Annotated in this window: 18 protein-coding genes and 3 pseudogenes; 10 read left to right on the top strand and 11 right to left on the bottom strand. The window is 41.4% G+C overall.

The window, feature by feature from the left end:
* Positions 1-29: 29 nt before the first annotated feature.
* From QZZ23_RS12600 to QZZ23_RS12635, 8 genes are all read left to right on the top strand, one after another.
* Entirely contained in the window at positions 30-893 is an 864-nt protein-coding gene (locus QZZ23_RS12600; RefSeq protein ID WP_292470727.1) for a hypothetical protein, read from the top strand.
* A gap of 28 nt (positions 894-921) precedes the next feature.
* Positions 922-2,331, top strand: a complete 1,410-nt coding sequence (locus tag QZZ23_RS12605) for an aldehyde dehydrogenase family protein (RefSeq protein WP_292470729.1) — start codon at positions 922-924, stop codon at positions 2,329-2,331.
* A 2-nt stretch (positions 2,332-2,333) separates the two neighbouring features.
* Positions 2,334-3,224: an SDR family oxidoreductase gene (locus QZZ23_RS12610; protein WP_292470731.1), complete on the top strand. Its 891-nt coding sequence runs from the start codon at positions 2,334-2,336 to the stop codon at positions 3,222-3,224.
* Between the two features lie 19 nt (positions 3,225-3,243).
* Positions 3,244-4,041, top strand: a complete 798-nt coding sequence (locus QZZ23_RS12615) for a DUF5714 domain-containing protein (RefSeq protein WP_292470732.1) — start codon at positions 3,244-3,246, stop codon at positions 4,039-4,041.
* Between the two features lie 663 nt (positions 4,042-4,704).
* Positions 4,705-5,643, top strand: a complete 939-nt coding sequence (locus tag QZZ23_RS12620) for a fasciclin domain-containing protein (RefSeq protein WP_292470735.1) — start codon at positions 4,705-4,707, stop codon at positions 5,641-5,643.
* 844 nt (positions 5,644-6,487) lie between these two features.
* On the top strand, positions 6,488-6,637 hold the full coding sequence (locus QZZ23_RS12625; RefSeq protein ID WP_292470738.1) for a hypothetical protein: 150 nt from the start codon (positions 6,488-6,490) through the stop codon (positions 6,635-6,637).
* A gap of 36 nt (positions 6,638-6,673) precedes the next feature.
* Positions 6,674-8,866: a catalase/peroxidase HPI gene (katG, locus tag QZZ23_RS12630; RefSeq protein ID WP_292470740.1), complete on the top strand. Its 2,193-nt coding sequence runs from the start codon at positions 6,674-6,676 to the stop codon at positions 8,864-8,866.
* A gap of 153 nt (positions 8,867-9,019) precedes the next feature.
* Positions 9,020-9,388 carry a CRISPR-associated endonuclease Cas1 gene (locus tag QZZ23_RS12635; RefSeq protein ID WP_292470743.1) on the top strand — a complete coding sequence of 123 codons (369 nt, stop codon included), beginning with the start codon at positions 9,020-9,022 and terminating at the stop codon, positions 9,386-9,388.
* Here the strand turns inward: QZZ23_RS12635 and QZZ23_RS12640 are convergent.
* Together QZZ23_RS12640 and QZZ23_RS12645 are read right to left on the bottom strand one after the other, a co-directional pair.
* Positions 9,370-9,570, bottom strand: coding sequence for a hypothetical protein (locus QZZ23_RS12640; RefSeq protein WP_292470745.1), 201 nt, complete (start codon positions 9,568-9,570; stop codon positions 9,370-9,372). The genes QZZ23_RS12635 and QZZ23_RS12640 overlap by 19 nt on opposite strands.
* 327 nt (positions 9,571-9,897) lie before the next feature.
* On the bottom strand, positions 9,898-10,098 hold the full coding sequence (locus QZZ23_RS12645) for a hypothetical protein (RefSeq protein ID WP_292470746.1): 201 nt from the start codon (positions 10,096-10,098) through the stop codon (positions 9,898-9,900).
* 309 nt (positions 10,099-10,407) lie between these two features.
* On the opposite strand from QZZ23_RS12645, the gene QZZ23_RS12650 reads away from it, so the two are divergent.
* Positions 10,408-11,364, top strand: a complete 957-nt coding sequence (locus tag QZZ23_RS12650) for a calcium/sodium antiporter (RefSeq protein WP_292470750.1) — start codon at positions 10,408-10,410, stop codon at positions 11,362-11,364.
* 20 nt (positions 11,365-11,384) lie between these two features.
* On the opposite strand, the pseudogene QZZ23_RS12655 reads toward QZZ23_RS12650, so the two are convergent.
* The 6 genes and pseudogenes from QZZ23_RS12655 to QZZ23_RS12680 form a co-directional block, all read right to left on the bottom strand.
* Positions 11,385-11,537: pseudogene (locus QZZ23_RS12655) on the bottom strand (CRISPR-associated endonuclease Cas1); the annotation flags it as partial.
* A 1,205-nt stretch (positions 11,538-12,742) separates the two neighbouring features.
* A pseudogene (locus QZZ23_RS12660) lies at positions 12,743-13,174 on the bottom strand (IS5/IS1182 family transposase); the annotation flags it as partial.
* A gap of 282 nt (positions 13,175-13,456) precedes the next feature.
* Positions 13,457-13,858, bottom strand: coding sequence for a pyridoxamine 5'-phosphate oxidase family protein (locus tag QZZ23_RS12665; protein ID WP_292470753.1), 402 nt, complete (start codon positions 13,856-13,858; stop codon positions 13,457-13,459).
* Between the two features lie 243 nt (positions 13,859-14,101).
* A complete protein-coding gene (locus QZZ23_RS12670; protein ID WP_292470755.1) occupies positions 14,102-14,737 on the bottom strand; it encodes a CDGSH iron-sulfur domain-containing protein in 636 nt (211 codons plus the stop codon).
* A 153-nt stretch (positions 14,738-14,890) separates the two neighbouring features.
* Positions 14,891-16,747: a monovalent cation:proton antiporter-2 (CPA2) family protein gene (locus QZZ23_RS12675; protein ID WP_292470757.1), complete on the bottom strand. Its 1,857-nt coding sequence runs from the start codon at positions 16,745-16,747 to the stop codon at positions 14,891-14,893.
* A gap of 2 nt (positions 16,748-16,749) precedes the next feature.
* On the bottom strand, positions 16,750-17,358 hold the full coding sequence (locus QZZ23_RS12680) for an NAD(P)H-dependent oxidoreductase (protein WP_292470759.1): 609 nt from the start codon (positions 17,356-17,358) through the stop codon (positions 16,750-16,752).
* A gap of 448 nt (positions 17,359-17,806) precedes the next feature.
* Between QZZ23_RS12680 and QZZ23_RS12685 the strand changes: the two genes are divergently transcribed.
* Positions 17,807-18,046 (top strand): hypothetical protein, encoded by a 240-nt coding sequence (locus QZZ23_RS12685; RefSeq protein ID WP_292470761.1) that lies wholly within the window; start codon positions 17,807-17,809, stop codon positions 18,044-18,046.
* A 265-nt stretch (positions 18,047-18,311) separates the two neighbouring features.
* Here the strand turns inward: QZZ23_RS12685 and QZZ23_RS12690 are convergent.
* From QZZ23_RS12690 to QZZ23_RS12700, 3 genes and pseudogenes are all read right to left on the bottom strand, one after another.
* Positions 18,312-18,918, bottom strand: a pseudogene (locus tag QZZ23_RS12690) (MIP/aquaporin family protein).
* A 9-nt stretch (positions 18,919-18,927) separates the two neighbouring features.
* The gene (locus tag QZZ23_RS12695; protein ID WP_292470765.1) at positions 18,928-20,067 is read right to left on the bottom strand and encodes an AMP-binding protein; all 1,140 of its coding nucleotides are present in this window, start codon (positions 20,065-20,067) and stop codon (positions 18,928-18,930) included.
* A gap of 84 nt (positions 20,068-20,151) precedes the next feature.
* Positions 20,152-21,609: a radical SAM protein gene (locus QZZ23_RS12700; RefSeq protein WP_292470767.1), complete on the bottom strand. Its 1,458-nt coding sequence runs from the start codon at positions 21,607-21,609 to the stop codon at positions 20,152-20,154.
* Positions 21,610-21,632: the final 23 nt, after the last annotated feature.

Genomic DNA, 21,632 nt, shown 5'->3' on the forward strand with positions numbered 1-21,632 from the left:
AGTTGTAACTCTAATTCCCTCCACAATATATGAAAAATATAGTGATCGATATGATATCTCAATTAAAGATATTCTTAGATACTCAGGACCTTACAAATCCTTTGCCACTTCAATATATTAAGGGCTCGATTGAAGAGAAGAGCAGGATGCTTCTCAATGATCCACATTATTTCTTCATCTTTATGCTCTCGACAATATTCGGTGTCCTGATATATTACAGGGCTACTGTTAACGAGAACATGCCAACTATAGTACTTTCATTGCTATGGATGCTTTTCTGGAAGAACACCGACCAGAAGGGCAGAATATTCCTTATTATAGCATCGCTCTTTGGCTATGTGCATGAACTTCTGGGTGTGAGATACGGATATTTCACATATCTTGGTGGAGCCATAGGCGGATCTCCTATCTGGCTCATTCCGGGTTATGGAACGATATTCTGGTCATCCTATAATCTGTGGGAGATCTTCGAGAAAACATATTCTGAGAAGAAATGGTTCCGTTCTACGAACATATTCATCCCTGTCAGTCTTGCTGTATTGATAACCGTTGATCACATGGTGTTCGATCTGGCATTAAAACCGGTCAGTATACTGGCAAAGTTCACACTTGCATTCATGCTATTCAGGAACTTCCAGGAAATAAGACTTGCATATTTCGTAGCTTTCTTCACAGTACTTACAGAACTCACAGGAGAGATAATAGGTACATGGTCACACCCGGAGTTCTCACTCATATCACTCATGGCAGGTTATGTGTTCCTGCTATGGGTCTGCCTGACGATAAATGACCTTTCAAATGGGAGAATATCAAGAAGTAGAAAGGAGGTCCTTGCAGGATCTGTCCTTACAACCTTCTACATATTCCTGTTACTTGGATTCATTTCAGTATAAGGTACAAAGAAAAGAAGTGATACACACGATGCAACCTGACATCAGAACCATACTCGGATCACAGAGAGAAGAAGCTTCCATACTGGGGTCACTTGATACAAAGGAAAGACTTGAGCGTGTGCTTCGTATCGATAATTACCTCAGGAATGAAAAAAACCTGCAAGGTCTTTATGAGGCCCTTTACAATGATCTGCGAAAACCAGAGGTAGAGGTCATAGCGACAGAAGTGGGCATTATCCAGTCCCAGATATCCTATATCAAAAAGAATCTGCACAAATGGGACCGGGACCATAAAGTCTCCACACCGCTGCCATTGCTTGGGACCCGGTCCTACATTCGTTATGAACCAAAGGGAGTGGTTCTCATTATGTCTCCGTGGAACTTTCCCCTCAACCTCTCCCTTGTACCTCTGGTCTATGCCATAGCAGCAGGCAATGCAGTTGTCCTAAAGCCAAGTGAAATGTCATCCCATACTTCAGCCTATATCAGAAAGATGATCACAGAACTGTTCAGGTGGAATGAGGTGGCTGTTGTTGAAGGTGATGCAACGGTAGCGACAAAATTACTGGAACTGCCGTTCGATCATATATTTTTCACAGGCAGTCCCCATGTTGGAAAAGTTATCATGAGTAAAGCTGCAGAACATCTTACCAGTTTAACCCTGGAGCTTGGAGGAAAGTCACCTGCTATCATAGATGAGACTGCGAATATTCCACAGATAGCAAGACGCCTTGCATGGGCAAAATCAATCAACTGCGGTCAGACATGTGTTACACCTGACTATGTAATTATCCATGATTCTAAAAAAAGGGAATTCATTGAAGAGTTCAGGTCATCGATCACAGAACTTTACAACAGTTCAGGTACAGGTACGGAAAAGTCACCTGATTACTGCAGGATCATAAATCACCGTCATTTCAAGAGGCTTAATTCCCTGTATCAGGATGCAATTGAAAAGAATGCACACCTGCTTACAGGAGGGAATTTTGAAGAGGAGGAACTGTTCATTTCCCCAACGTTGCTGGACAATATCTCAGAAGATATGAGCATTATGCAGGAAGAGATATTCGGTCCTTTACTTCCGGTCATAACCTATAATGACAGGTCAGAAGTGAAGGATATCATCCACAGACATCCGAATCCTCTGATGCTCTATATTGCCAGTCGTGACGGGAAAAACATCAAATTTTTCATGGATGGAAATCCTGCCGGTGGTACTATTATAAACGACTACATGCTCGGCTACAGCAACCCGAACCTTCCCTTTGGTGGAATAAATAACAGTGGTATGGGTAAGTCACTTGGTTTCCATTGCTTTATGGAGTTCTCCAACAAACGAAGTGTCATTCATCGCAAGTGGGGATCACTGGGTCTGATATATCCACCATACAACGACCGTGTACTGTGGATGGTAAAAGCACTGTACAGGTGGATGTGAACATGAAAGAGATAAACAGCGAAAATGATCATGGTACTGAAAAGTTAAGAAAGACTGTTCTTATCACCGGGGGTGCAGGAGGTATCGGTCAGGAACTTGCAAAGCTCTTTGCACGTGATGGCTACGACCTTGTCTTAGTTGACAGAGTGAAGGAAGAGCTGAAGCAGGTTAGGGATGCATTACAGGGTATCGACCTGAAAATGCGTATACTGCTGCTGGAGCAGGACCTTACGGAAACGGATGCTGCCAGCAAGGTCCATGAATTTACCTGTGACCATTCCTTGCGGATTGATGTGCTGGTCAACTGTGCCGGTTTTGGGACCTATGGTTTTGTCAATGATATTGATGAGGATAGGGAGCTTGACATGCTGCAACTGCATGTTATCGCGCTCTATCGGATGACACGGCTCTACCTGAAGGAGATGGTAAAGCGCAATGATGGAAGGGTTATCAACGTGTCATCAATGTCGGCTTTCCAGCCGAATCCTTATTTTGCTACTTATGGTGCCAGCAAGAGTTTTGTGCTGAACTTTAGCAGAGCACTGAATTATGAATTGAAAGAGAAGGGACTGAATGTGAGAGTCCTGGCTGTATGTCCCACTGCTGTGAGGGATACGGGATTCAAAGCAGCTGCAGGAATGGAACACACAAAGGCGTTCCGTTCATGGATGTCTGTGAATGCCGGTGTTGTTGCACATGATACCTATCTTGCGCTTGACTGTGACAGAGATATTGTGATACCGGGCAGAGGGCTTGGTCTGTTGCAGCGTATCGCCTGCCGTTTGCCTGTGAGCTGGCTGATGAGGATATCACGTTCCGAACTAAGAGAGAACAGCAGGTTCCTTTCGAGAGAGATGTTCATTTGCTCCCCTGAGAAGGGAGCTGATCAATGATGTGTTTGAGGTGATTTAAATGGATATTGGATGTAAGGAAAATACAAAAAATGATGTCTGCGGGAGAAATGATATTAATGTTTCTCTGATACCGGTTTCGAATACAGGTATTAAGAATGGGTGCAAGACCGATTGTCTTATCTGTGGTAACGAGGTGGATTACATGAGAGAGCCGGTGAATGCCATATGTCATTACTGCGGAGTTGAAGAGAGGACATATTTCGTGTGCAAGGATGGACATTACGTGTGCAATAGATGCCATACCAGAGATGCCATCGAAATCATCGAGAATATTTGCAGGACCACAGACCTTGCCAACCCCCTGGCAATCGCTGAGACGATTATGGAGCATCCCTGTATCCATATGCACGGACCGGAACACCATGTTCTTGTTCCGGCTGCCCTTGTGGCTGCCTACCAGAACTACATCGGTGAAAGGGATAAGAAACCCATAATAGAAGCCATCAAACGAGGAAGTAAGGTCCCCGGAGGATACTGCGGACTGTACGGTGCATGTGGTGCAGGAGTTGGAATTGGAATTGCCATGTGCGTGGTACTTGAAGCCACCCCCCTGAAACCTGAGGAAAGGGCACATGCCAACCGGGCTACTTCAAGGACCCTGAACTCCATAGCCTATGCTGGAGGAGCTCGATGCTGTAAGAAAGCGACCCGTATATCCCTGGAAGAAGGAATGAAGTACCTGTCAGACATGTTCAATCTCAGCTGGTACGAGAAGGCAGATTTCCATGTGAAGTGTAATTATACTCAGTATAACAAGGAATGTGACAGGAGTTGCAGGTATCGGAGTGATGTCTGAATTCTGTCTTTTTTCAGAAGATTTCATTTATCTTTTTTTATTGTGATCCTTTGTTTATGGTGGGAGAATGAGAGAGTGATAAAATTCCATTTTGATAAACACAGTTATTTGGTTCGTATTATAGTAGCAATACTATTTTGGGATATAGGTAACAAGAAAAAACGGAACCTCCTTAATAAAAAGTATATGTATGTCTAAATATACAAAAATATTTACTACAAAAATCTGAGTTATTGATAGAAATTATTATTTGCAATATTTGTTTTAAAAACATTAAAGATATTAAATGACTACATTCATTTAAAATTTATGCAGTCGATGGAGAAACTAACATTTTTTTCAAGTATAGAACAATTAATAATAACATAATTAAAATGCTAGTAAGTTAAAAATTCTATTTTAGTAATTGATCAAAATCAATTTTCTTTTTCATATAGTGACCTTAAAACTAACTTGAAATCAGATTCCTTATAGTAACCTATCCTTAGTTATATAATCAATATTATATTTTATATATAAGATATATACTTGCAATATATATTGGGTAAAATTAATAGACAAACTAGTAACTATTAGAAATATATATATTCTATAGAAGAACACATTAGTTATTGATTAGCAAAAAGCGATCAAATTTCAATAGAAACATAAGGAGTGGAGTAAATGAAATTGTTTAAGATTTTAGTATGTTTGCTTATTGCAACAACTTTACTTATATCAGGTTGCGCAGAGCAAAAACCCGAAGAGGATATGGTCAATGAAGAAATGGACATTGTAGAGACTGCAGTAGCTGCAGGTTCATTTAATACGCTGGTGACTGCACTTCAGGCAACAGGACTTGATGAGACCTTAATCGGTGAAGGACCATTTACCGTATTTGCACCAACTGATGAAGCATTTGAGGCATTACCAGAAGGCACACTTGAAGCATTGTTAAATGATAAGGAAGCACTTACAGCTATACTTACCTACCATGTAGTTGAAGGAGAAGTAATGTCAACTAATCTGTCAGATATGATGGCGCTTAAAACAGTACAAGGCGAAGAGATTATCGTACATATAACCGACGGAAATGTAATGGTTGATGATGCAAACGTAGTACAGGCGGATATTGAAGCCAGTAATGGAGTGATTCATGCAATTGACAAGGTCATATTACCACCTTCAATGATGGAAGAAGAGGAAATGGACATTGTAGAGACTGCAGTAGCTGCAGGTTCATTTAATACACTGGTGACTGCACTTCAGGCAACAGGACTTGATGAGACCTTAAGCGGCGAAGGACCATTTACCGTATTTGCACCAACCGATGAAGCATTTGAGGCATTACCAGAAGGCACACTTGAAGGCTTGCTGGAAGATAAGGAAGCACTTACATCCGTACTTACATACCACGTAGTTGCAGGAGAAGCAATGTCAGGTGATTTGTCAGATATGATGGCCCTAAAAACAGTACAGGGTGAAGAGGTTGTAATATACATAACCGATGGAAATGTAATGGTCAATGACGCAAATGTAGTTCAGGCAGATATAGAAACAAGTAATGGGGTAATTCACGTCATAGACAAGGTTATACTACCACCTTCTATGACAAAGGAATAGGTTTAAACTACCTATTTTTCTTTTTTTATTGATGTAGTGTGAATTTGTAGAAATCGTGGATTTGTTTTTAATTTTTAGACGAAAGTTGAGTAATAAGTTTTTGAACTTTATTGACAAGAGAAAACATAAAAGATGGATATTCTTATCTAAAAGATAGAAATCAAACCGTTAAGATATGGTCAGATGCTAGCATTTATGGTGCTATTAGTATCGGGTCATTGCACAGTTGTTCATATTGCTGATGCGATATCGGTTCAATGAACTCAAGCATAAGTCCACAAAATTCATAAAAAAAAGCTTATTGAATTTGACAGTTACCGTAGATTTGATGAAAGATAGGTCGAAAAAGGACATTTACGCCAACTTTGATTCTATAAATACACTGATTTTAAGGCAAAAAAGGTAAAATCGTAGAAATTGGCTTGAAATTATTTAAACTGTCACATGGTTTTTCCTGACAAAAAAATGAAAAATTTGGGTTTCAAGAGAAGACATTTTCTTCATCAAGGAGTGAAAACTGTCAAACTTGGTTTAATATATAATTTAAACATATACTATTTACTTTCAATTAGTTCTTTTCATAACAAATTTAGCTTTATTATTAAAAGTTCTGTTTTTTCTGCTTACCTATATCCCAGCAATGCTATTTTGGGATATAGGTAACTGTAATTTTTTGTACGCCTTTGATCGCTTAACCTCAAAAAGATGTGAGAATATATTTATAGAGGTAAAAATAAATTATATGGTAATCAGGGGTGGCGTAATTAGTAATTTAGTTTAGCTTGAGTATTTGGACTTCGATTTATTTAAATGTGCTCAATTAACAAAATAGGGGAGTGGAATAATGAGTGAAAATAGTTCATCCTTAGCTACTGCATTAGGGATTATGGTCGCTGATGAACAGAATTCTCTGACAGTCAGCACCATATTTCACACTCAAAAAGTGCGACGTTCTTCCAGTGTTCTTTTAAGTCCCCATTGCCACAAAGATTGACCGATATAAATTCAAACAACAAAAGGAGAAAACAATATGAATGAAGATATCAAGAACCTGACAACGGGGTCAACTGCCCGCGGTGGCATGTCGATTCAGGAATGGTGGCCGAATCAGTTGAATCTTAAAATCTTGCATCAGCATTCTTTCAAGTCTAATCCGATGGGTGAAGAGTTTAATTATGCTGAGGAATTCAAGAAACTCGACTTTAAGGCCGTGAAGGAAGACCTTTATAAACTGATGAACGACTCCCAGGAATGGTGGCCAGCAGATTATGGTCACTATGGAGGGCTTTTAATTCGAATGGCATGGCACAGCGCAGGAACCTACCGCATGGGCGACGGCCGTGGTGGAGGAGGTTCCGGAAACCAGCGCTTTGCCCCCCTCAACAGCTGGCCGGATAACGTGAACCTTGACAAGGCCCGCCGGCTGCTATGGCCTATCAAGCAAAAATATGGAAGAAAGATCTCCTGGGCTGATCTCCTGATCCTGGCCGGCAACAGTGCTTTAGAATCTATGGGGTTCAAGACATTCGGTTATGGCGGCGGCCGCGAGGACATATGGGAGCCGGAAGAAGACGTTTACTGGGGTTCAGAAGAGGAATGGCTGGCTACGAGTGATATGCCCAAGAGTCGTTACAGCGGTAATCGTGACCTGGAGAATCCCCTCGCAGCCGTGCAGATGGGCCTTATCTATGTAAATCCGGAAGGCCCGGACGGCAATCCGGATCCGCTCGCCTCCGGCAAAGATGTACGAGATACCTTTGCGCGCATGGCCATGAACGACGAAGAGACCGTCGCGCTTGTCGCCGGCGGGCATACCTTCGGCAAATGCCATGGCGCAGGCGATGCAGCACTGGTAGGTCCGGAACCTGAAGCTGCTCCCCTCGAGGAACAGGGCCTTGGCTGGAAGTGCAGCCATGGCAGAGGCAAAGCTGGCGATACGATCTCCAGCGGTATTGAGGGAGCATGGAAGCCAAACCCTACCAGATGGGACATGGGCTATCTGAAGGTCCTGCTTAAATACGAGTATGAGTTGGTCAAAAGTCCGGCCGGTGCGAACCAGTGGCTGGCCAAGGACGTTGAAGAAGAGGATATGGTCATCGACGCCCACGACCCATCCAAAAAGCATCGACCCATGATGACCACTGCGGACCTTTCGTTAAAGTTCGATCAGATCTATAAGCCAATTACACAACACTATCTGGAAAATCCCGAAGAATTTGCGGATGCTTTCTCCCGAGCATGGTTCAAGCTGACCCATCGTGACATGGGGCCCCGCTCCCGCTATCTCGGCCCGGAGGTTCCGCAAGAGGAACTTATCTGGCAGGACCCGATTCCTGCTGTGGATCATGATATGATCGACGCACAGGATATCGCAAGCCTCAAGAGCAAGATCCTTGCCTCTGGACTGTCTGTCTCTCAACTGGCCTCCACTGCCTGGGCATCGGCGTCCACGTTCCGTGGCTCCGACAAACGTGGCGGGGCTAACGGGGCACGCATTCGCCTTGCTCCGCAAAAGGATTGGGAGGTCAACCAGCCAGAACAACTTGCAACTGTGCTTGAGACCCTTGAGGGTATCCAAAAGGAGTTCAACAATGCTCAGGCAGGCGGGAAGAAGGTTTCACTTGCCGACCTGATAGTCCTAGGTGGATGTGCAGGTATCGAGCAAGCGGCAAAGAATGCCGGCCATGATGTGACCGTTCCCTTCACACCGGGACGCACGGATGCGTTAGCTGAGCAAACCGACGTTGTGGCATTCGGTGTGCTCGAACCGAAAGCAGACGGGTTCCGGAATTATCAGAAAACCAAATACGCTGTACCGGCAGAGAAAATGCTGGTGGATCGGGCACAACTGCTGACACTGACCGCTCCTGAGATGACGGCTCTCGTAGGCGGTATGCGTGTATTGAATACCAACTTCGGACAGTCACAGAACGGCGTTTTCACCAATAACCCGGGGACGCTCACCAATGACTTCTTCGTGAATCTGCTTGATATGAGCACGGAGTGGAAGGCAACTTCAGACGATGTGTTCGAGGGTTATGATCGCGTGACAGGCAAACTCAAGTGGACAGGCACACGTATCGACCTCATCTTCGGTTCGAACTCCCAGCTCCGGGCAATCGCGGAAGTCTACGGATGTAAGGACTCCCAAGAGAAGTTCGTGAACGACTTTGTAGCTGCGTGGAACAAGATAATGAACCTTGACCGCTTCGAGCTAGCCTGATTGTGGCATCAACGTCTCCGAGGGCTTTTAAAGCATATTTTGAGTGCTCGCGGAGGCTATCAATACATATGAGCAAGGCGTTTCAATACGATCTGAAACGCCGCCCTTTCTTATTAACCACCAACAGTGATATGGATAAACTACCTGTTACTATTGAGATTACTTGTTATTTACATATGTGGAGTACGTAATTGGTTTTACAGGCCGTTAAAAGGTTACTGTATTTGGAAAGCCTGCGCTTGCAATAGACTTACAGAGGATTTTGAAAAACTGAAGAAGGCAAAGACCATTAAGAAAATAATGGGTGTTGAAGGTGGTGCTGCCTACAAGTACTGGAATAAGGTTAACAAGGCTATTCCTGAAGAACATGATTTTTGTGCTAGGATAGCCCAATACAAAAACGCAGCAGGAGCAGGAAATAAGACTAATGTGCTAATTAATTATGGTCAGGCTCTCCTTAAAGCTGATGTCAAAGAGCCAAAAAATAAAAACTTCTATAAACATCAGGCTTTCATCATATGACCTGTAGGTAGCATGTCATCTGAAGGTGCAACGCCATTCTCTTTTCTGTAAATTTTTCTTTTGCACGCTTCCATTTTTGTACCTTTACAATACATTGCAATAAAACCTTTACAAGCACTTTCTTTGTTTGACTGGTGTTTTTTAAAAAACCCACATTTCGAAAGTAATTCACATTCTGTCATTTTAATCACCATTTGTTAAATAATATTATTTTCTCAATATAATACTAATAGCATATATATTTTTTTAGTAACAGTGTTAACCGATGCTGATTTATTAGGAAAGTGTCTTTTGCACATTTATTATTTGAATAGATACATTATATCAACCTCCTCACAGCAAGAATGTTCAAATTAAGATTTCCATTCTTTCTTATTCGCTGCTTAATCTCCTGAAAACCTACTCCTAAAAACTCCCAGAGCTTCAGCCCTTGATTGTGCCATATTGAGAATCTTACTCATTATCTCTTGCTTATTGTCAAATTCCTGAGCCTTCTTCACATCAAGAGCCTACTCATCTATGTTATTGGCTTCCTTGCCTATGTAAACAACAGAATAAGCATGAACATGCTTTCTTTCAAGTATTCCAATATCCCCATCAAACTTTGATTCAGGATGATTAGCGTATTCTATAATTGTCTTGCTCAGTTGCTTGAAATAGTAAGATTCCTGCTTGATCTCCCCATGATTTCCCTTTATTGATCTTATCAAACCTATGTAACACATTAGGAGTACTGACAGCACGCTTAGTGATAACATACACATTAGAATACTTCTCTTCAATATCAAGCTCTGAGATAAACCCCATAGTGCAACTTAAAGAGATCTTCCCACAACTCCAGCCGTTCCCTTAATGTGCGTTTCGGGCAAATACCAATCAAATAAGGTATTTACAACTTGATAAAAATATTTCTTCTTGATTAACACCCAGCCCTATAAGCATAATTCTAAATGCAATTCTAACTGTTAGTGGGTGATTAGATCATTTTATAATCATTGATGCATATATACCTTGAACTCATGATCGATTACATATTTGTTTTGATAGGTCTTGCATTGCTATACAAAGGAGCAGACTGGTTTGTTGAAGGTGCATCAGCTCTTGCTAAGTATTTCGGAATATCCTCATTGGTAATCGGATTAACTGTTGTTGCATTCGGAACTTCGATGCCCGAACTCGTCGTTAATTTCTTTGCTTCAATTCAAGGAAACAGTGACGTAGCGTTTGGTAATATCGTTGGAAGCAATATTATCAATATGTTGCTAATTCTTGGCTTGACAGGAGTAATTACTCCCATACTTGTTCAAAAGTCAAGCGTTTGGAAAGAAATACCATTTGCTTTACTTGCTGTCCTTGTCTTAGCAACAATGTCTAACAAAATGTTGCTGGCAAGTGACTCAGGAAATATCCTTACGAGAGCTGACGGAATACTATTACTCTTTTTCTTTTCAATTTTTCTGTATTACATATTTGAAACGATTAAAAATAGCACAAATGAATCATCTGATTCCATTAAGGAACATTCCGTTGCAAAAATTTCATTTATGCTTATTGCCGGATTTATCTTTTTAGTTATAGGAGGGAAGCTGACTGTTGATGGTGCAGTGTCCATTGCAAGACAAATGGGAATAAGCGAGTTTCTCATATCGTCAACAATCGTTGCTGCAGGTACCTCACTTCCGGAGTTAGTTACATCAATCACTGCAGCTCTCAAAAAAGAGATGGATATATCTGTTGGCAATATCCTTGGCTCAAATATTTTCAATATATTTTTCATTATGGGAGTTTCCGCAACAATATCTCCTCTGACAGTACCAATCGGTATCAATGTAGACTTAATTGTTTTAGCAATTGCAACATTGTTGTTCTTTGTCTTCATGTTTACAGGAAAGAAGCATAAATTTGAAAGATGGGAAGCCCTAATTTTCTTGGTTATTTATGTAACTTATACCCTTTTTATCATACACAGGGGTTGAGATAAAATGGTCCCGGGTGCTTCAATCAGACTGATAACCGATAAATCAACAAGGAATCTGAAAGTCTCTTGCAAATCATAGGCTAAACTGTTCTTGCTTGGATTCATCTCATGCAAGAACCCGATATGAGCATCAAGACCAAACGCATTGATTGCTCGTAAGCACTCAGCTTCAAAACTTTCAAGTATTCCTGCATCTCTATCAAGCTTTGAGTCAAAACGGCTAAATATAGTGTTTTTAAAGGATAAATAAAAAATATAGGTCCATATTGTTGAAATCGTGCTCATGAAGAACGAAAAATGACATGATACACTCTAAGTTGATTAGAATAGTTAGAAAGGTGGTCACAAGGTGTTGAAGGTTATTACGGGATCGGGTTTTATCCCGTCCTGAATTTCACTTCATTTCAGCTAGCGGTGATGAAGCGTCTTGATGAACGAGCTTTATCTCGTTCCTAATTGAATTTTGCTTCATTCAAATCATGCGTAAATGAAGTTTGTTGTGGTACGGTTTCACTTTCGTCCCCTTCCAGAATGTTGCCTCATTTTAGAGCTTACTCCCTCATGACCAAGTGTAAATATGTACGTTATAATATAAGCAACTAGCGGTCAGGTAACTGTTAATTATTTGAGGATGAACATCCAAACCTCAAGTTAATGTCTCTTAATTTTAACTATAACTGGAAAACGATGAGATTTCCTACTTCTTAGTACTTTCATTGGTCACGTATGAGAATAAAATGGAAGTAAAGTACTTGAATAACCGATCAAAATTCACGACGTGCCATTTGAAAAAGATATTGTGAGAGAACATATCTCACAAACATCCTTTTGCTATTAATTTTGACCTTAACCAATCATTGAATGAAAGAGAGTTCGCACGACATCGATAATGAGTATCGACAGATAGAAAAACAACTATCATTCAGCAATGGTTGCATAAAATACATAATCATATCACTTGTTTCTATTTTTGACATCTCTCAGTTTGACCCCATGTAAAACAGGTGGCAATGGTGAGGGAGTGAATACTCGTTCTTCATTTTTTTCAGACATAGTCGTTTCTCCTTTTTAGTTGATCGCTTTTAGCTTCTTTTTGCCTTGCATTTGCCCGGCAGTCAGCAATCATGTACTGAGTTTATGTTATTTATAATTTACGTATGTTTTGTATTACGTTCTGCAAAACCATGATTTTTAATGTAAATAATTTTTTGATAAATACATAAAGCGCTTGACCAATAATAAAATGCATTAAGGCCTATAAAATCAGTAAATTTCTTCCGTATAAACATACTTTAAAGCATAGCTTTAAACGTAATTTAAGGAAGCCTCTCATGCAAAAACCAGAAAATCAGCTCTGTAGAAATTCTCACTTTGACAATAAGTTTACCTGATATCTTGAAACCAGTAACAATGAACTTTGCAGTATCAACAGAGATACTTGTTTTCAGGAACGATCTTCGTTTCTTTCCAGTTCTCCAGGAATAATAATAGCTGCAATGACCACTAGTAAACCCACTTGAATCGATGGCAGTGATCTCGATTCGCTCTCCACGGGAATAGAACAGTTTTAGTGTTTGTTGTAACAATCCACTGAAATATATCGAGTTCAATCTTGTAATGAATTTGTGAAGTGTAGTAAAGTGTGGTACCTGTTTAAGTCCAATTTTCTCCTTTACTTTATCCATTAATTCTACAATTTCAACTATATCTCGATAATCCTCATTGAGGTATTCCTTCAACAAAACAAGGACTAGCAGCTGGTGTTGAGTGTATTTCCTTTTAGAATATTTACAACTATAAATCTGAATATGTGAGTTTCCTGATACAGCTAGCGCTGTATCAACAAACTTTAAGTACTTATTAGACTAGCCATTTAATCAAAGATTTAATGGGAGTTCCAGATTTTCAATCTGGAACAAACACAATCATCCCCTATGTCTTTTCGGTAGCAGATAATGCTAAGGGGATTAATCCTTTTTAAATTGTTATCTTGAAATAAAATAGGAAATAGGTTTTCTACAAAGCCATTTCTACAGGACGCATATGACGCATACAAAAGAAACGTAGGTCGTCATACTAATAAATTATATTCATAGTTGCGTATTGATTTTGTCCATTGTAATGACCAATGCCCCTCTTGCCCAAGAAAATTTTGATTTTGCCAGATCTGCATATTTCCCTGAAGTTTGAACTTCCCCCTTCCCAGAAATACAGCACCCCTGCCCAAGAGTATTGGTCCCCTGGACTTTCTTTGAAGCTATCAGTAACTCTACTTGAGGATTCTTTTTAAGGTTCTCCTCGGTTACATTATAAAACCCGGCAGGAATTACGAGTATGCCACTATCTTCAGTTTTTAATGCTCTCATATATCCGCCCCACGTAGCCACCAAATGTGGACCACTGTCTCCACAGGTTGCAATTGCAACCCATTCTGTTTTATCTAGAATTTCTTTGCATGTGCCTTCTATTTGTACTATATTACCCTCTCCCATTAAGTAAATTATATTAGGTTTTAATGACTTATATATGTATATTATGGTTGTGGGCTCTGTAGAAATCCGATTTTCGATTACTATTACTTCTTATATCCTGTCCTTAAAAAGCGTGATATTTTCTCTACTTGTTTCTCTGAAAACTCAAACTCTCCAGCCTGTCCTGTAAATAATCATTCAAACTAAACTGTTTATTGCTCTTCAAATTATCTGTGGAAGACCGTATCAAAAAATCAAGTGGATTCAATTCTTATCATCTTTGAATTTAACATCGGAGTGACTGCCGTCACAGAATGGTTTATTTTGAGAGGCTCCACATCTGCAAAGAGAATAATGGTCCTGGGTTTCAGGCATTGAACCATCGGGGTCATCAAGCCTTATGCCTGTAACATTGTAAGGTCCATCCTTAAGAATAAAGATTTCCGGCTCATGTATATAATCCTTATACAGTTCTCCGTTGATAGTATAACTCAGTGCACCAGACGGACAGGTCCTGATGAGAGCTGCTATTTTTTCCGGGTTTACAGCATCAGGGTCTGCCCAGGGTTCTTTACCCTTTTTGAAAACTGAAGGCAGATTGCGAACACAGTGACCTACATGACAACACACATCTTTGTTACGGTGGATGCTAATATGCTTCCCGATGTAAGTTTCAACTCTGTCGGCAACAAGGTCTTTTTCTTTTTCCCCGGAAAAACCGTTCTTTGCATGTGTTCCATCACAGAATGGCATATTCGCCGAACCTCCACACCTGCAAAGTGTCATAACAGGTTTTGTCTCAATGAAAACACCCTTTGAATTCCTGAGTGTTTTAAGATCTTTCACAATATATGGTCCATTCTTTGATACTTTTATTGAAGTCCTGACTTCTTTATTCACTGGAACACCTCTGTAAAATTAAATCTGTGTGCATCAGATTTCTAGTTTTTGCAGGCATCCGGCTCCGAAGGAAACGGACGTATCTCGATTGTTATTGAAATTCGCTTAATGAAGGATACCCACATACCCCATCCTAAATTTCATTATAGTTCATTATTTTTCCGTGTTTGCAGCAGTCCAGGCTTTGTCGATCTCTTCCATGTCCAGATTCAGATCGAGCGCCATTAATTTCTCAAGGTCTTCACTATGCTTCTGATACATTGATATGTAACTTTTCTTATCTTTATGGCGCATTTTGTGTAATTCAGGCATCGTATCTTCGTCCTTTTTCCGGAAAATACGCATCAATTTGTGTGCTTCATAAGGGTCGAACCCAAGAAGCTTCAAGGCATCCTGTCCAAGTGCCAGGGCGCTGCCGAAAGTCTCCCTTCTTATTTGTGTAATTCCCAGATCCATGAGTTCATGGGCAGAGGTACGGTCTGAAGCATTGGCTGCTATTTTAAGATGTGGATAGTGTTTACCTGCTAATTCAACCAGCTTTCTTGATTTCTCAATGTCACCGATGGCGATTATTAAGAGCTCAGCTTCAGCGGCTCCGGCGGCTTCAAGCAGGTCAAGTCGTGTAATGTCACCGTAATACACCTCAAATCCGAATTTTTTAAGAACATCCACATTGTCTGCATCATAATCGATAATGACCGGTTTGATTCCAGCAGAAATGAGGAAACGACCAAGATCAGTCCCAAGACGACCAAATCCGGCAAGTATGACCTTGTGTCCAGTATGGTCGATTATGTCAGAATCACGTCTGGATTCTTCATCTCCCTGAGCACTTGAACTGAATTTTTCGTATGCCAGGAAGAGAAATGGAGTAAGGAACATGGAAATTGCAACTGCGGAAATAAGGGGTTCTATGGTTTGATTTGGCAATACGCCGTTGGTCCTGGAAAACTGGAAAAGGACAAACGCAAATTCACCTCCCTGGGCAAGGGCAATAGCAAAAAGTGAACGTTCTTTTTTCTCCATTTTGAAGATGGAACCAGTAACGACGAGCACCAGCCATTTGAAACCTATCAGAGCTGCTGTGAGTCCTGCGATCAGCAGGATCTTCTCCCCTATCAATATAAAGTTGAGACTGGCCCCTATTGAAATGAAGAAGATACCAAGTAACAGGCCCTTAAATGGTTCTATATCACTTTCAAGTTCATGTCGGTATTCGCTGTCTGCCAGGACAACACCAGCAAGAAAGGTCCCAAGGGCAGGAGAAAGACCAACTGAAGTCATAAGTATCGATATGCCAACTACAAGAGCCAAAGCAGCAGCAACGAAGATTTCTCGGACCCGTGTGGCTGCAATAATCCTGAATATTGGTCTGCTTGCGAATTTACCAAGGAAGAAAATTGATAGAATTGAAAGTAGTATGACAATGATCTGCATGTATTGAGGCAGTGAACTGATATCAAACAGAACGGACGCATAGTGGCCATCGTCATGAATGGCGATAGTTGCCAGAAATGGTAGAACAGCAAGCATAGGAATGACTGCCAGATCCTGGAAAAGGAGAACCGAAAAGATGGATCTTCCGGGAGATGTATTCATCAGTCCCTTTTCCCGTAAAGTCTGTAAAACTATGGCTGTAGAGGAGAGAGAGAGGATAAGACCAACGGCTACTGCTTGTTGCCATGGTAGAAAGATGAGTGCTATACCGGTAATAATAATGCTCGAAAAAAGAACCTGCATTCCCCCCATTCCCAATATAGGTGTACGCATCTCCCAGAGCAGTGATGGTTTGAGTTCTAGTCCAACCAGAAAAAGCATCATAACTACGCCAAACTCCGTGAAATGCATGACTTCCTCAATGTCAGCAATGAGAGAGAGGCCGAAGGGTCCGATGATAATACCTGCTATGAGATAGCCGAGCACTGAACCAAGACCCAGTTTCTTGGCAATAGGAACGGCAATAGCTGCTGCAGCCAGGAAAATAAAGAGCTGAAATAGGAAACTTTCCACCTTTACAACCTCCTGATAATTGAATTCAGGTCGCTGTTCAGATATTGACCGTGCTTTGCTTTCTCAATATCCAGCGTACCATCCCGCAGGGCAATGACTGCACGGCGATATTCTTCTGCATGGAATTTAACTTCATCCTCAGACAAACCCTGGTGAATTCCAAGAACTGCGAATGGAGGAAGCCAGTTCATGTTGCATAGATTTGCCATAGCACAATAGGGAGAGGTAAGTTCTCCAATTGTAAAAATGTTACAACCATCTTTCTGATAGGTACTGTCGTCACCACCTGCTGTGATAGCCTGCAGGAAGATCTTTCCTTCGAGTGCCTTGCCCTTTGAACCATAGGCCCAGCCATGCTCAAGCACCAGATCAAGCCATTCCTTTATTATTGAAGGGGGTGAATACCAATATAACGGGTGCTGGAAAATAATGACATCATGTTCTTCACAGAGACTTTGCTCCCTTTTGATATCTATCAGAAAATCCGGGTAGTTCGAATAGAGATCATTGATGGTCACATTTTCAAGATCTTCAACAGCAGCACGAAGAGCACTATTGATCTTCGAACGTGTTTTTGTCGGATGGGCAAAGATGATAAGGATCTTATTCATGATCTTCTCTCCTGAGTGGGCTATATTTTTGCAATCGAGACCTGTTCTAAAGATGTTGTATACGTTTTTTAGTTCAGCCCGACAATGTTAAGGTGGCCTGAAAAGTAGAGACACATAACTTCTACTTCTACTATCAAAATATACCCAGTAGTACTTATAGTCCATGCAGACGTTCTTACCGGTCGCTAATGAAAGTATACTTACCTAAGACTATGGAAAACGACGAGAACCCGAAAGTACACATCAAAAAGCTCAAAATATTTCAAAAATCTCCCCTGTATTCACTAAAATTCGAGATTCCCGTGTAATCATGAGTATCGAAGGCGATAAGATGATACTTTTCGTTATTGAGGTTGGGCATAGGAGTGATATTTATAGGAAGTATTGAGGGGATGTGGGGATTGATATATTATAAATATTAGCAAATCCTAGCAAAGCAAATGAAGAGATGGGTAATGTTGTTAGCAATCATTTAAGTACAAGTATAGGACACATTCTTAAAAAATTATTACCGAATTGGACTTCTGGTCAAATAAAAAGAACTTGGGTTGATTTTTATAACAAAGGAATTCATCGAACAAAAGAAATCAATGTATCTCTTATGGGAAGGGGAATATATCCACTTGAAAACAGACTCACTGATTATGGGAATGAAATAGTCCAATATCTTGAGAATCCAGTTTACTAAGAATCATTTTAATGCTCACGAATAGGTAGAAAAAGACAGAACTAAAAATTGTAAGTGCTAAAATGCACTTACCAATTTTCTCACCTCTTTTATCCAGAAATTTATTTCCTCATCAGTGAAAGTCTGAGCTCTCAGAAGCTCTAATTCTTCTTCATCAATGTTGTTGGCTTCTTTGCAGCTTTTCTGTTTTCTTCCGTAGTCTCAAATCCTGCCTGATTGAAATTAAATGGACTACTCTTCCTTTTAAAGTCCAAATCCAAAAATCTCAGATTCCTTCGATGACAGCATCCACATATTCCTCGAATACATCATCCCGAATGAATACATTATCATACAACAATGCTGCAACGATTCCACCAATTATCGGACCGATCCAGTAGACCAAATAATCTGTCCAGTAGCCTGCGACAAGGAGGGGAACGACTGTCAACTGCAACACCGAAGATTACGAAGACCAGCAGAAAAGTGAGGATGGCCTCAATGAGTATTCCCGTTTTAGGTACAATATTTGTTCCAAGACTTGTAGCACCAAGATTCACACTCATCACTGCAGAGGGGAACAGTTCCAGAAGCATTATACTTGCAGCGCAGGCACCGGATACCTGTGATATGATGTAGGCCAGACAATCCCCGACATCTATCTTTCGGGTTGCTGTCATTGCAATCGTTACAGCGGAATTGATGTGGGCACCTGAGATATGACCGATGACATATATCAACACCATGACAATGGTTCCGGTGGCAATCGCCATACCGGTCAGACCCAGGGAACCGTTGGAAAGGTGGTTGATGGCATTGGAACCAACGGCTATGAATACCAGTACGAATGTCCCTATGAACTCTGCCAGATATTTTCGGGCCGGACCTGACATTCTATTACCTCAATTACCTTTCCACCTTTCAATGTCGCTTATTCTCTGGTCCACACAGGCACCACAACGACATGGCTCATCGATGATAGAAGTAATATCATGTGTCCTGTAGCGGATAAGAGGCATGCACTTTCTCCTCAGGGTCGTGACCACAAGCTCACCCTTCTCCCCTGCCGGTAAGACCTTACCTGTCTTCGGGTCAATGACCTCTACGAGGAAATCAGGATTGTTCAGGTGGAAACCTTTTTGCTGTTCACACTCAATGGCATTTGCCAGACCAATTTCCGTCATTCCCCACTGCCGCAGGGCCTTGCATCCCCACACGCTTTCAATCTCTTCCCTCATCTCCTCAGTCAGTGGCTCAGATGAACAAATAATCCTCTTGATACCCAGTTCTCCGGGTTCAATAAAGCTGCGTACCTGTTTTGAAAGATCATAGAGGAAAGATGATGTTCCGATTATGAAAGTAGTACCGTTTTCTCTCATTGTCCTGATCTGGTCATTAACGTCAAGTGAATCCTCGATAACAGAATCAAAACCTCCAAGAGCACATGCTTTGCTAAGAACAAGTCCGGGATCCCACGTTGCTGTTATCGTCGGATACATTATCTGTAATATATCATCCTTTGAATTCATACCTGCCATCTTCAAGCCGGAAATGACCGAATCAACGATCTCTAACAGTTCGTCCTGGGTGTATGCCATTCTTTTTAGCATATTAGTTGTTCCGGAACTTGTGAACTCTCTGATAATGTCCTTTCTTGGTATACAAAGAAAATGATAGGGTTTGTTTGCAAGGTCTTCCTGCTCGGTAAGTGGTAACTTTTCGAGATCCTCATAACTTTTTATCGTAGAAGCATCAATGCCAGTATTCTCATACAGGTCCTGGTAATAGGGACTGTTCTCAAGTACATATGCCAGAAGTTCCCTGAACTTTAAGAGCTTGTAATCCTTAATCGATCCTCTGTCAAGTTCCTTTTTACCAAAAAACTCACGCATTTCCTTATTATTCTTTATGTCGCTTCGAATCTTGGTAAGCCCCCACTGCTCAAGCGGGTTACCTTGCTTGATAGTTATCTTTCTTGAATCAAGTTTCCTTTTTGCCACACTCATGCGAACAGACGTATTGATCTTTGCTCGAATACTCATTTTTTTGCCTCCTGTATCTTTATGGACATCCTGTCCCGTACCAGAAGTAAAATAATAAAAATAAAAACGAATGAATTTGATATATCAGGCAGCATCCCTGTAGAGAAAATTGCCATTACAGTCTGTCATATTGTAATTGCAGAACGGGATAAATCGTCCGTCACGTGTGACAACATGTATACAGCAGTTCTCAACACGGTCCTGTTCATATGACCAGACATCCTGAAATGCCATGGTTGAAATGGTTAGATAATTGTTCTTGCTCATCTCGATGAAATCAGCCCAGCCCCCACTCTTATCCTTGTTAGAGCCAGAGTTCTTTGAAAGGACATCGATAAGTGGTTTCTCGCAACAAGATCCCTTCACGGTCAGTTCGCGGAGAGGCTTTTCACAGCACGAGCCCTTTATCAGCAGATCACCACATGAAGATGCTGGCTTTGGATCCTTCTCAAAACCCTTCCATCTGCCCATGATTGACTTCTTGGTCTTGCTTGCCACGTCGGATGCGGATTTTACAGAACCCATGGAAACGTTTGTCAGTGGCAGGTATCCGCCATTATCGATCAGTGTGAGACATGTAGCTCCGCAATGTGCATGTGGCATTAGCGAAGGTGTGAAATTGCTGACCTTAAGCTGTCCTTCTGTCTGCGTCTCGATCTCCCGAAGAAGCTCCAGTATAGTTACCTTATCTGCCCTGTCCGATGGTGATCTTCCTGAGTGGAATACTGGCTGGAAGTGTACACCTCTGACAGCTGGGACTCTGCTTGCTGCAAAGTCTATGATCTTGCCAACCTCATGAAGGTTGTAGCCCTTGGCCACAAGCGGAACGAGCACAACTCCAATACCGGCCTTCTCGCATCTGTTAATGACCTCAGTCTTAACATCAAGCATCTTCCTTCCGGTCCTCTGCATGTAGACCTCGTCCGATACTCCATCAAATCCGAGATAGACTGCATCAATACCTGCAGCAGCAATCCTGTCAAAATACTTCTGGTCGCTAGCTATCCTGACACCATTAGTGTTCAGCTCAATGTGGCTGATACCTATTTCCTTTCCCATTTTGATGATTTCCGGGAGGTCATTTCTAAGGGTTGGTTCTCCGCCGGATATCTGGATGCATGTGGGTTCGTTCTGGCATTTCTTTACAGTCTCAAACATCTGCCTGATGGTATCCATATCAGGATCAAGGCTCTCATCCATAGATGAATTTGCAAAACAATATGTACATTTCATATTACACCTGTCAGTGACCTCGACCACTGCCAGGCATGTATCCTGTTTGTGAGAGGGACACAGGCCACAATCGAAAGGACAGCCTCGTTGTGTATCCGTTAAAGGCGCTCTTGCCTTTGCTCTGTCAACATCGAAGCATTCATCCATCTGACGATAATGGTCAATGTCTTCTGAGACAAGGGTTATGAAGTTGCCATGGTCAGCACAGTTCTTCATTATGTAGACCTTGCCATTCTCAACATATTTGATGCCTTCGATCTTAGCAAGACACTCCGGACACAGACTCTGTACTTTTTCGATAGTTTCCATTTTTATCCCTCTCAAAGATGGTA

The sequence above is a fragment of the Methanolobus sp. genome (assembly GCF_016278385.1).
Lineage (GTDB): Archaea > Halobacteriota > Methanosarcinia > Methanosarcinales > Methanosarcinaceae > Methanolobus.

Bases quoted from the DNA above. Each gene is read 5' to 3' on its own strand.
- QZZ23_RS12610 (WP_292470731.1), top strand. From the start codon at position 2,334: ATGAAAGAGATAAACAGCGAAAATGATCATGGTACTGAAAAGTTAAGA.
- katG (WP_292470740.1), top strand. From the start codon at position 6,674: ATGAATGAAGATATCAAGAACCTGACAACGGGGTCAACTGCCCGCGGT.
- QZZ23_RS12640 (WP_292470745.1), bottom strand. From the start codon at position 9,570: ATGACAGAATGTGAATTACTTTCGAAATGTGGGTTTTTTAAAAAACAC.
- QZZ23_RS12605 (WP_292470729.1), top strand. From the start codon at position 922: ATGCAACCTGACATCAGAACCATACTCGGATCACAGAGAGAAGAAGCT.
- QZZ23_RS12680 (WP_292470759.1), bottom strand. From the start codon at position 17,358: ATGAATAAGATCCTTATCATCTTTGCCCATCCGACAAAAACACGTTCG.
- QZZ23_RS12700 (WP_292470767.1), bottom strand. From the start codon at position 21,609: ATGGAAACTATCGAAAAAGTACAGAGTCTGTGTCCGGAGTGTCTTGCT.
- QZZ23_RS12650 (WP_292470750.1), top strand. From the start codon at position 10,408: ATGATCGATTACATATTTGTTTTGATAGGTCTTGCATTGCTATACAAA.
- QZZ23_RS12665 (WP_292470753.1), bottom strand. From the start codon at position 13,858: ATGGGAGAGGGTAATATAGTACAAATAGAAGGCACATGCAAAGAAATT.
- QZZ23_RS12620 (WP_292470735.1), top strand. From the start codon at position 4,705: ATGAAATTGTTTAAGATTTTAGTATGTTTGCTTATTGCAACAACTTTA.
- QZZ23_RS12695 (WP_292470765.1), bottom strand. From the start codon at position 20,067: ATGAGTATTCGAGCAAAGATCAATACGTCTGTTCGCATGAGTGTGGCA.
- QZZ23_RS12615 (WP_292470732.1), top strand. From the start codon at position 3,244: ATGGATATTGGATGTAAGGAAAATACAAAAAATGATGTCTGCGGGAGA.
- QZZ23_RS12685 (WP_292470761.1), top strand. From the start codon at position 17,807: ATGGGTAATGTTGTTAGCAATCATTTAAGTACAAGTATAGGACACATT.
- QZZ23_RS12625 (WP_292470738.1), top strand. From the start codon at position 6,488: ATGAGTGAAAATAGTTCATCCTTAGCTACTGCATTAGGGATTATGGTC.
- QZZ23_RS12600 (WP_292470727.1), top strand. From the start codon at position 30: ATGAAAAATATAGTGATCGATATGATATCTCAATTAAAGATATTCTTA.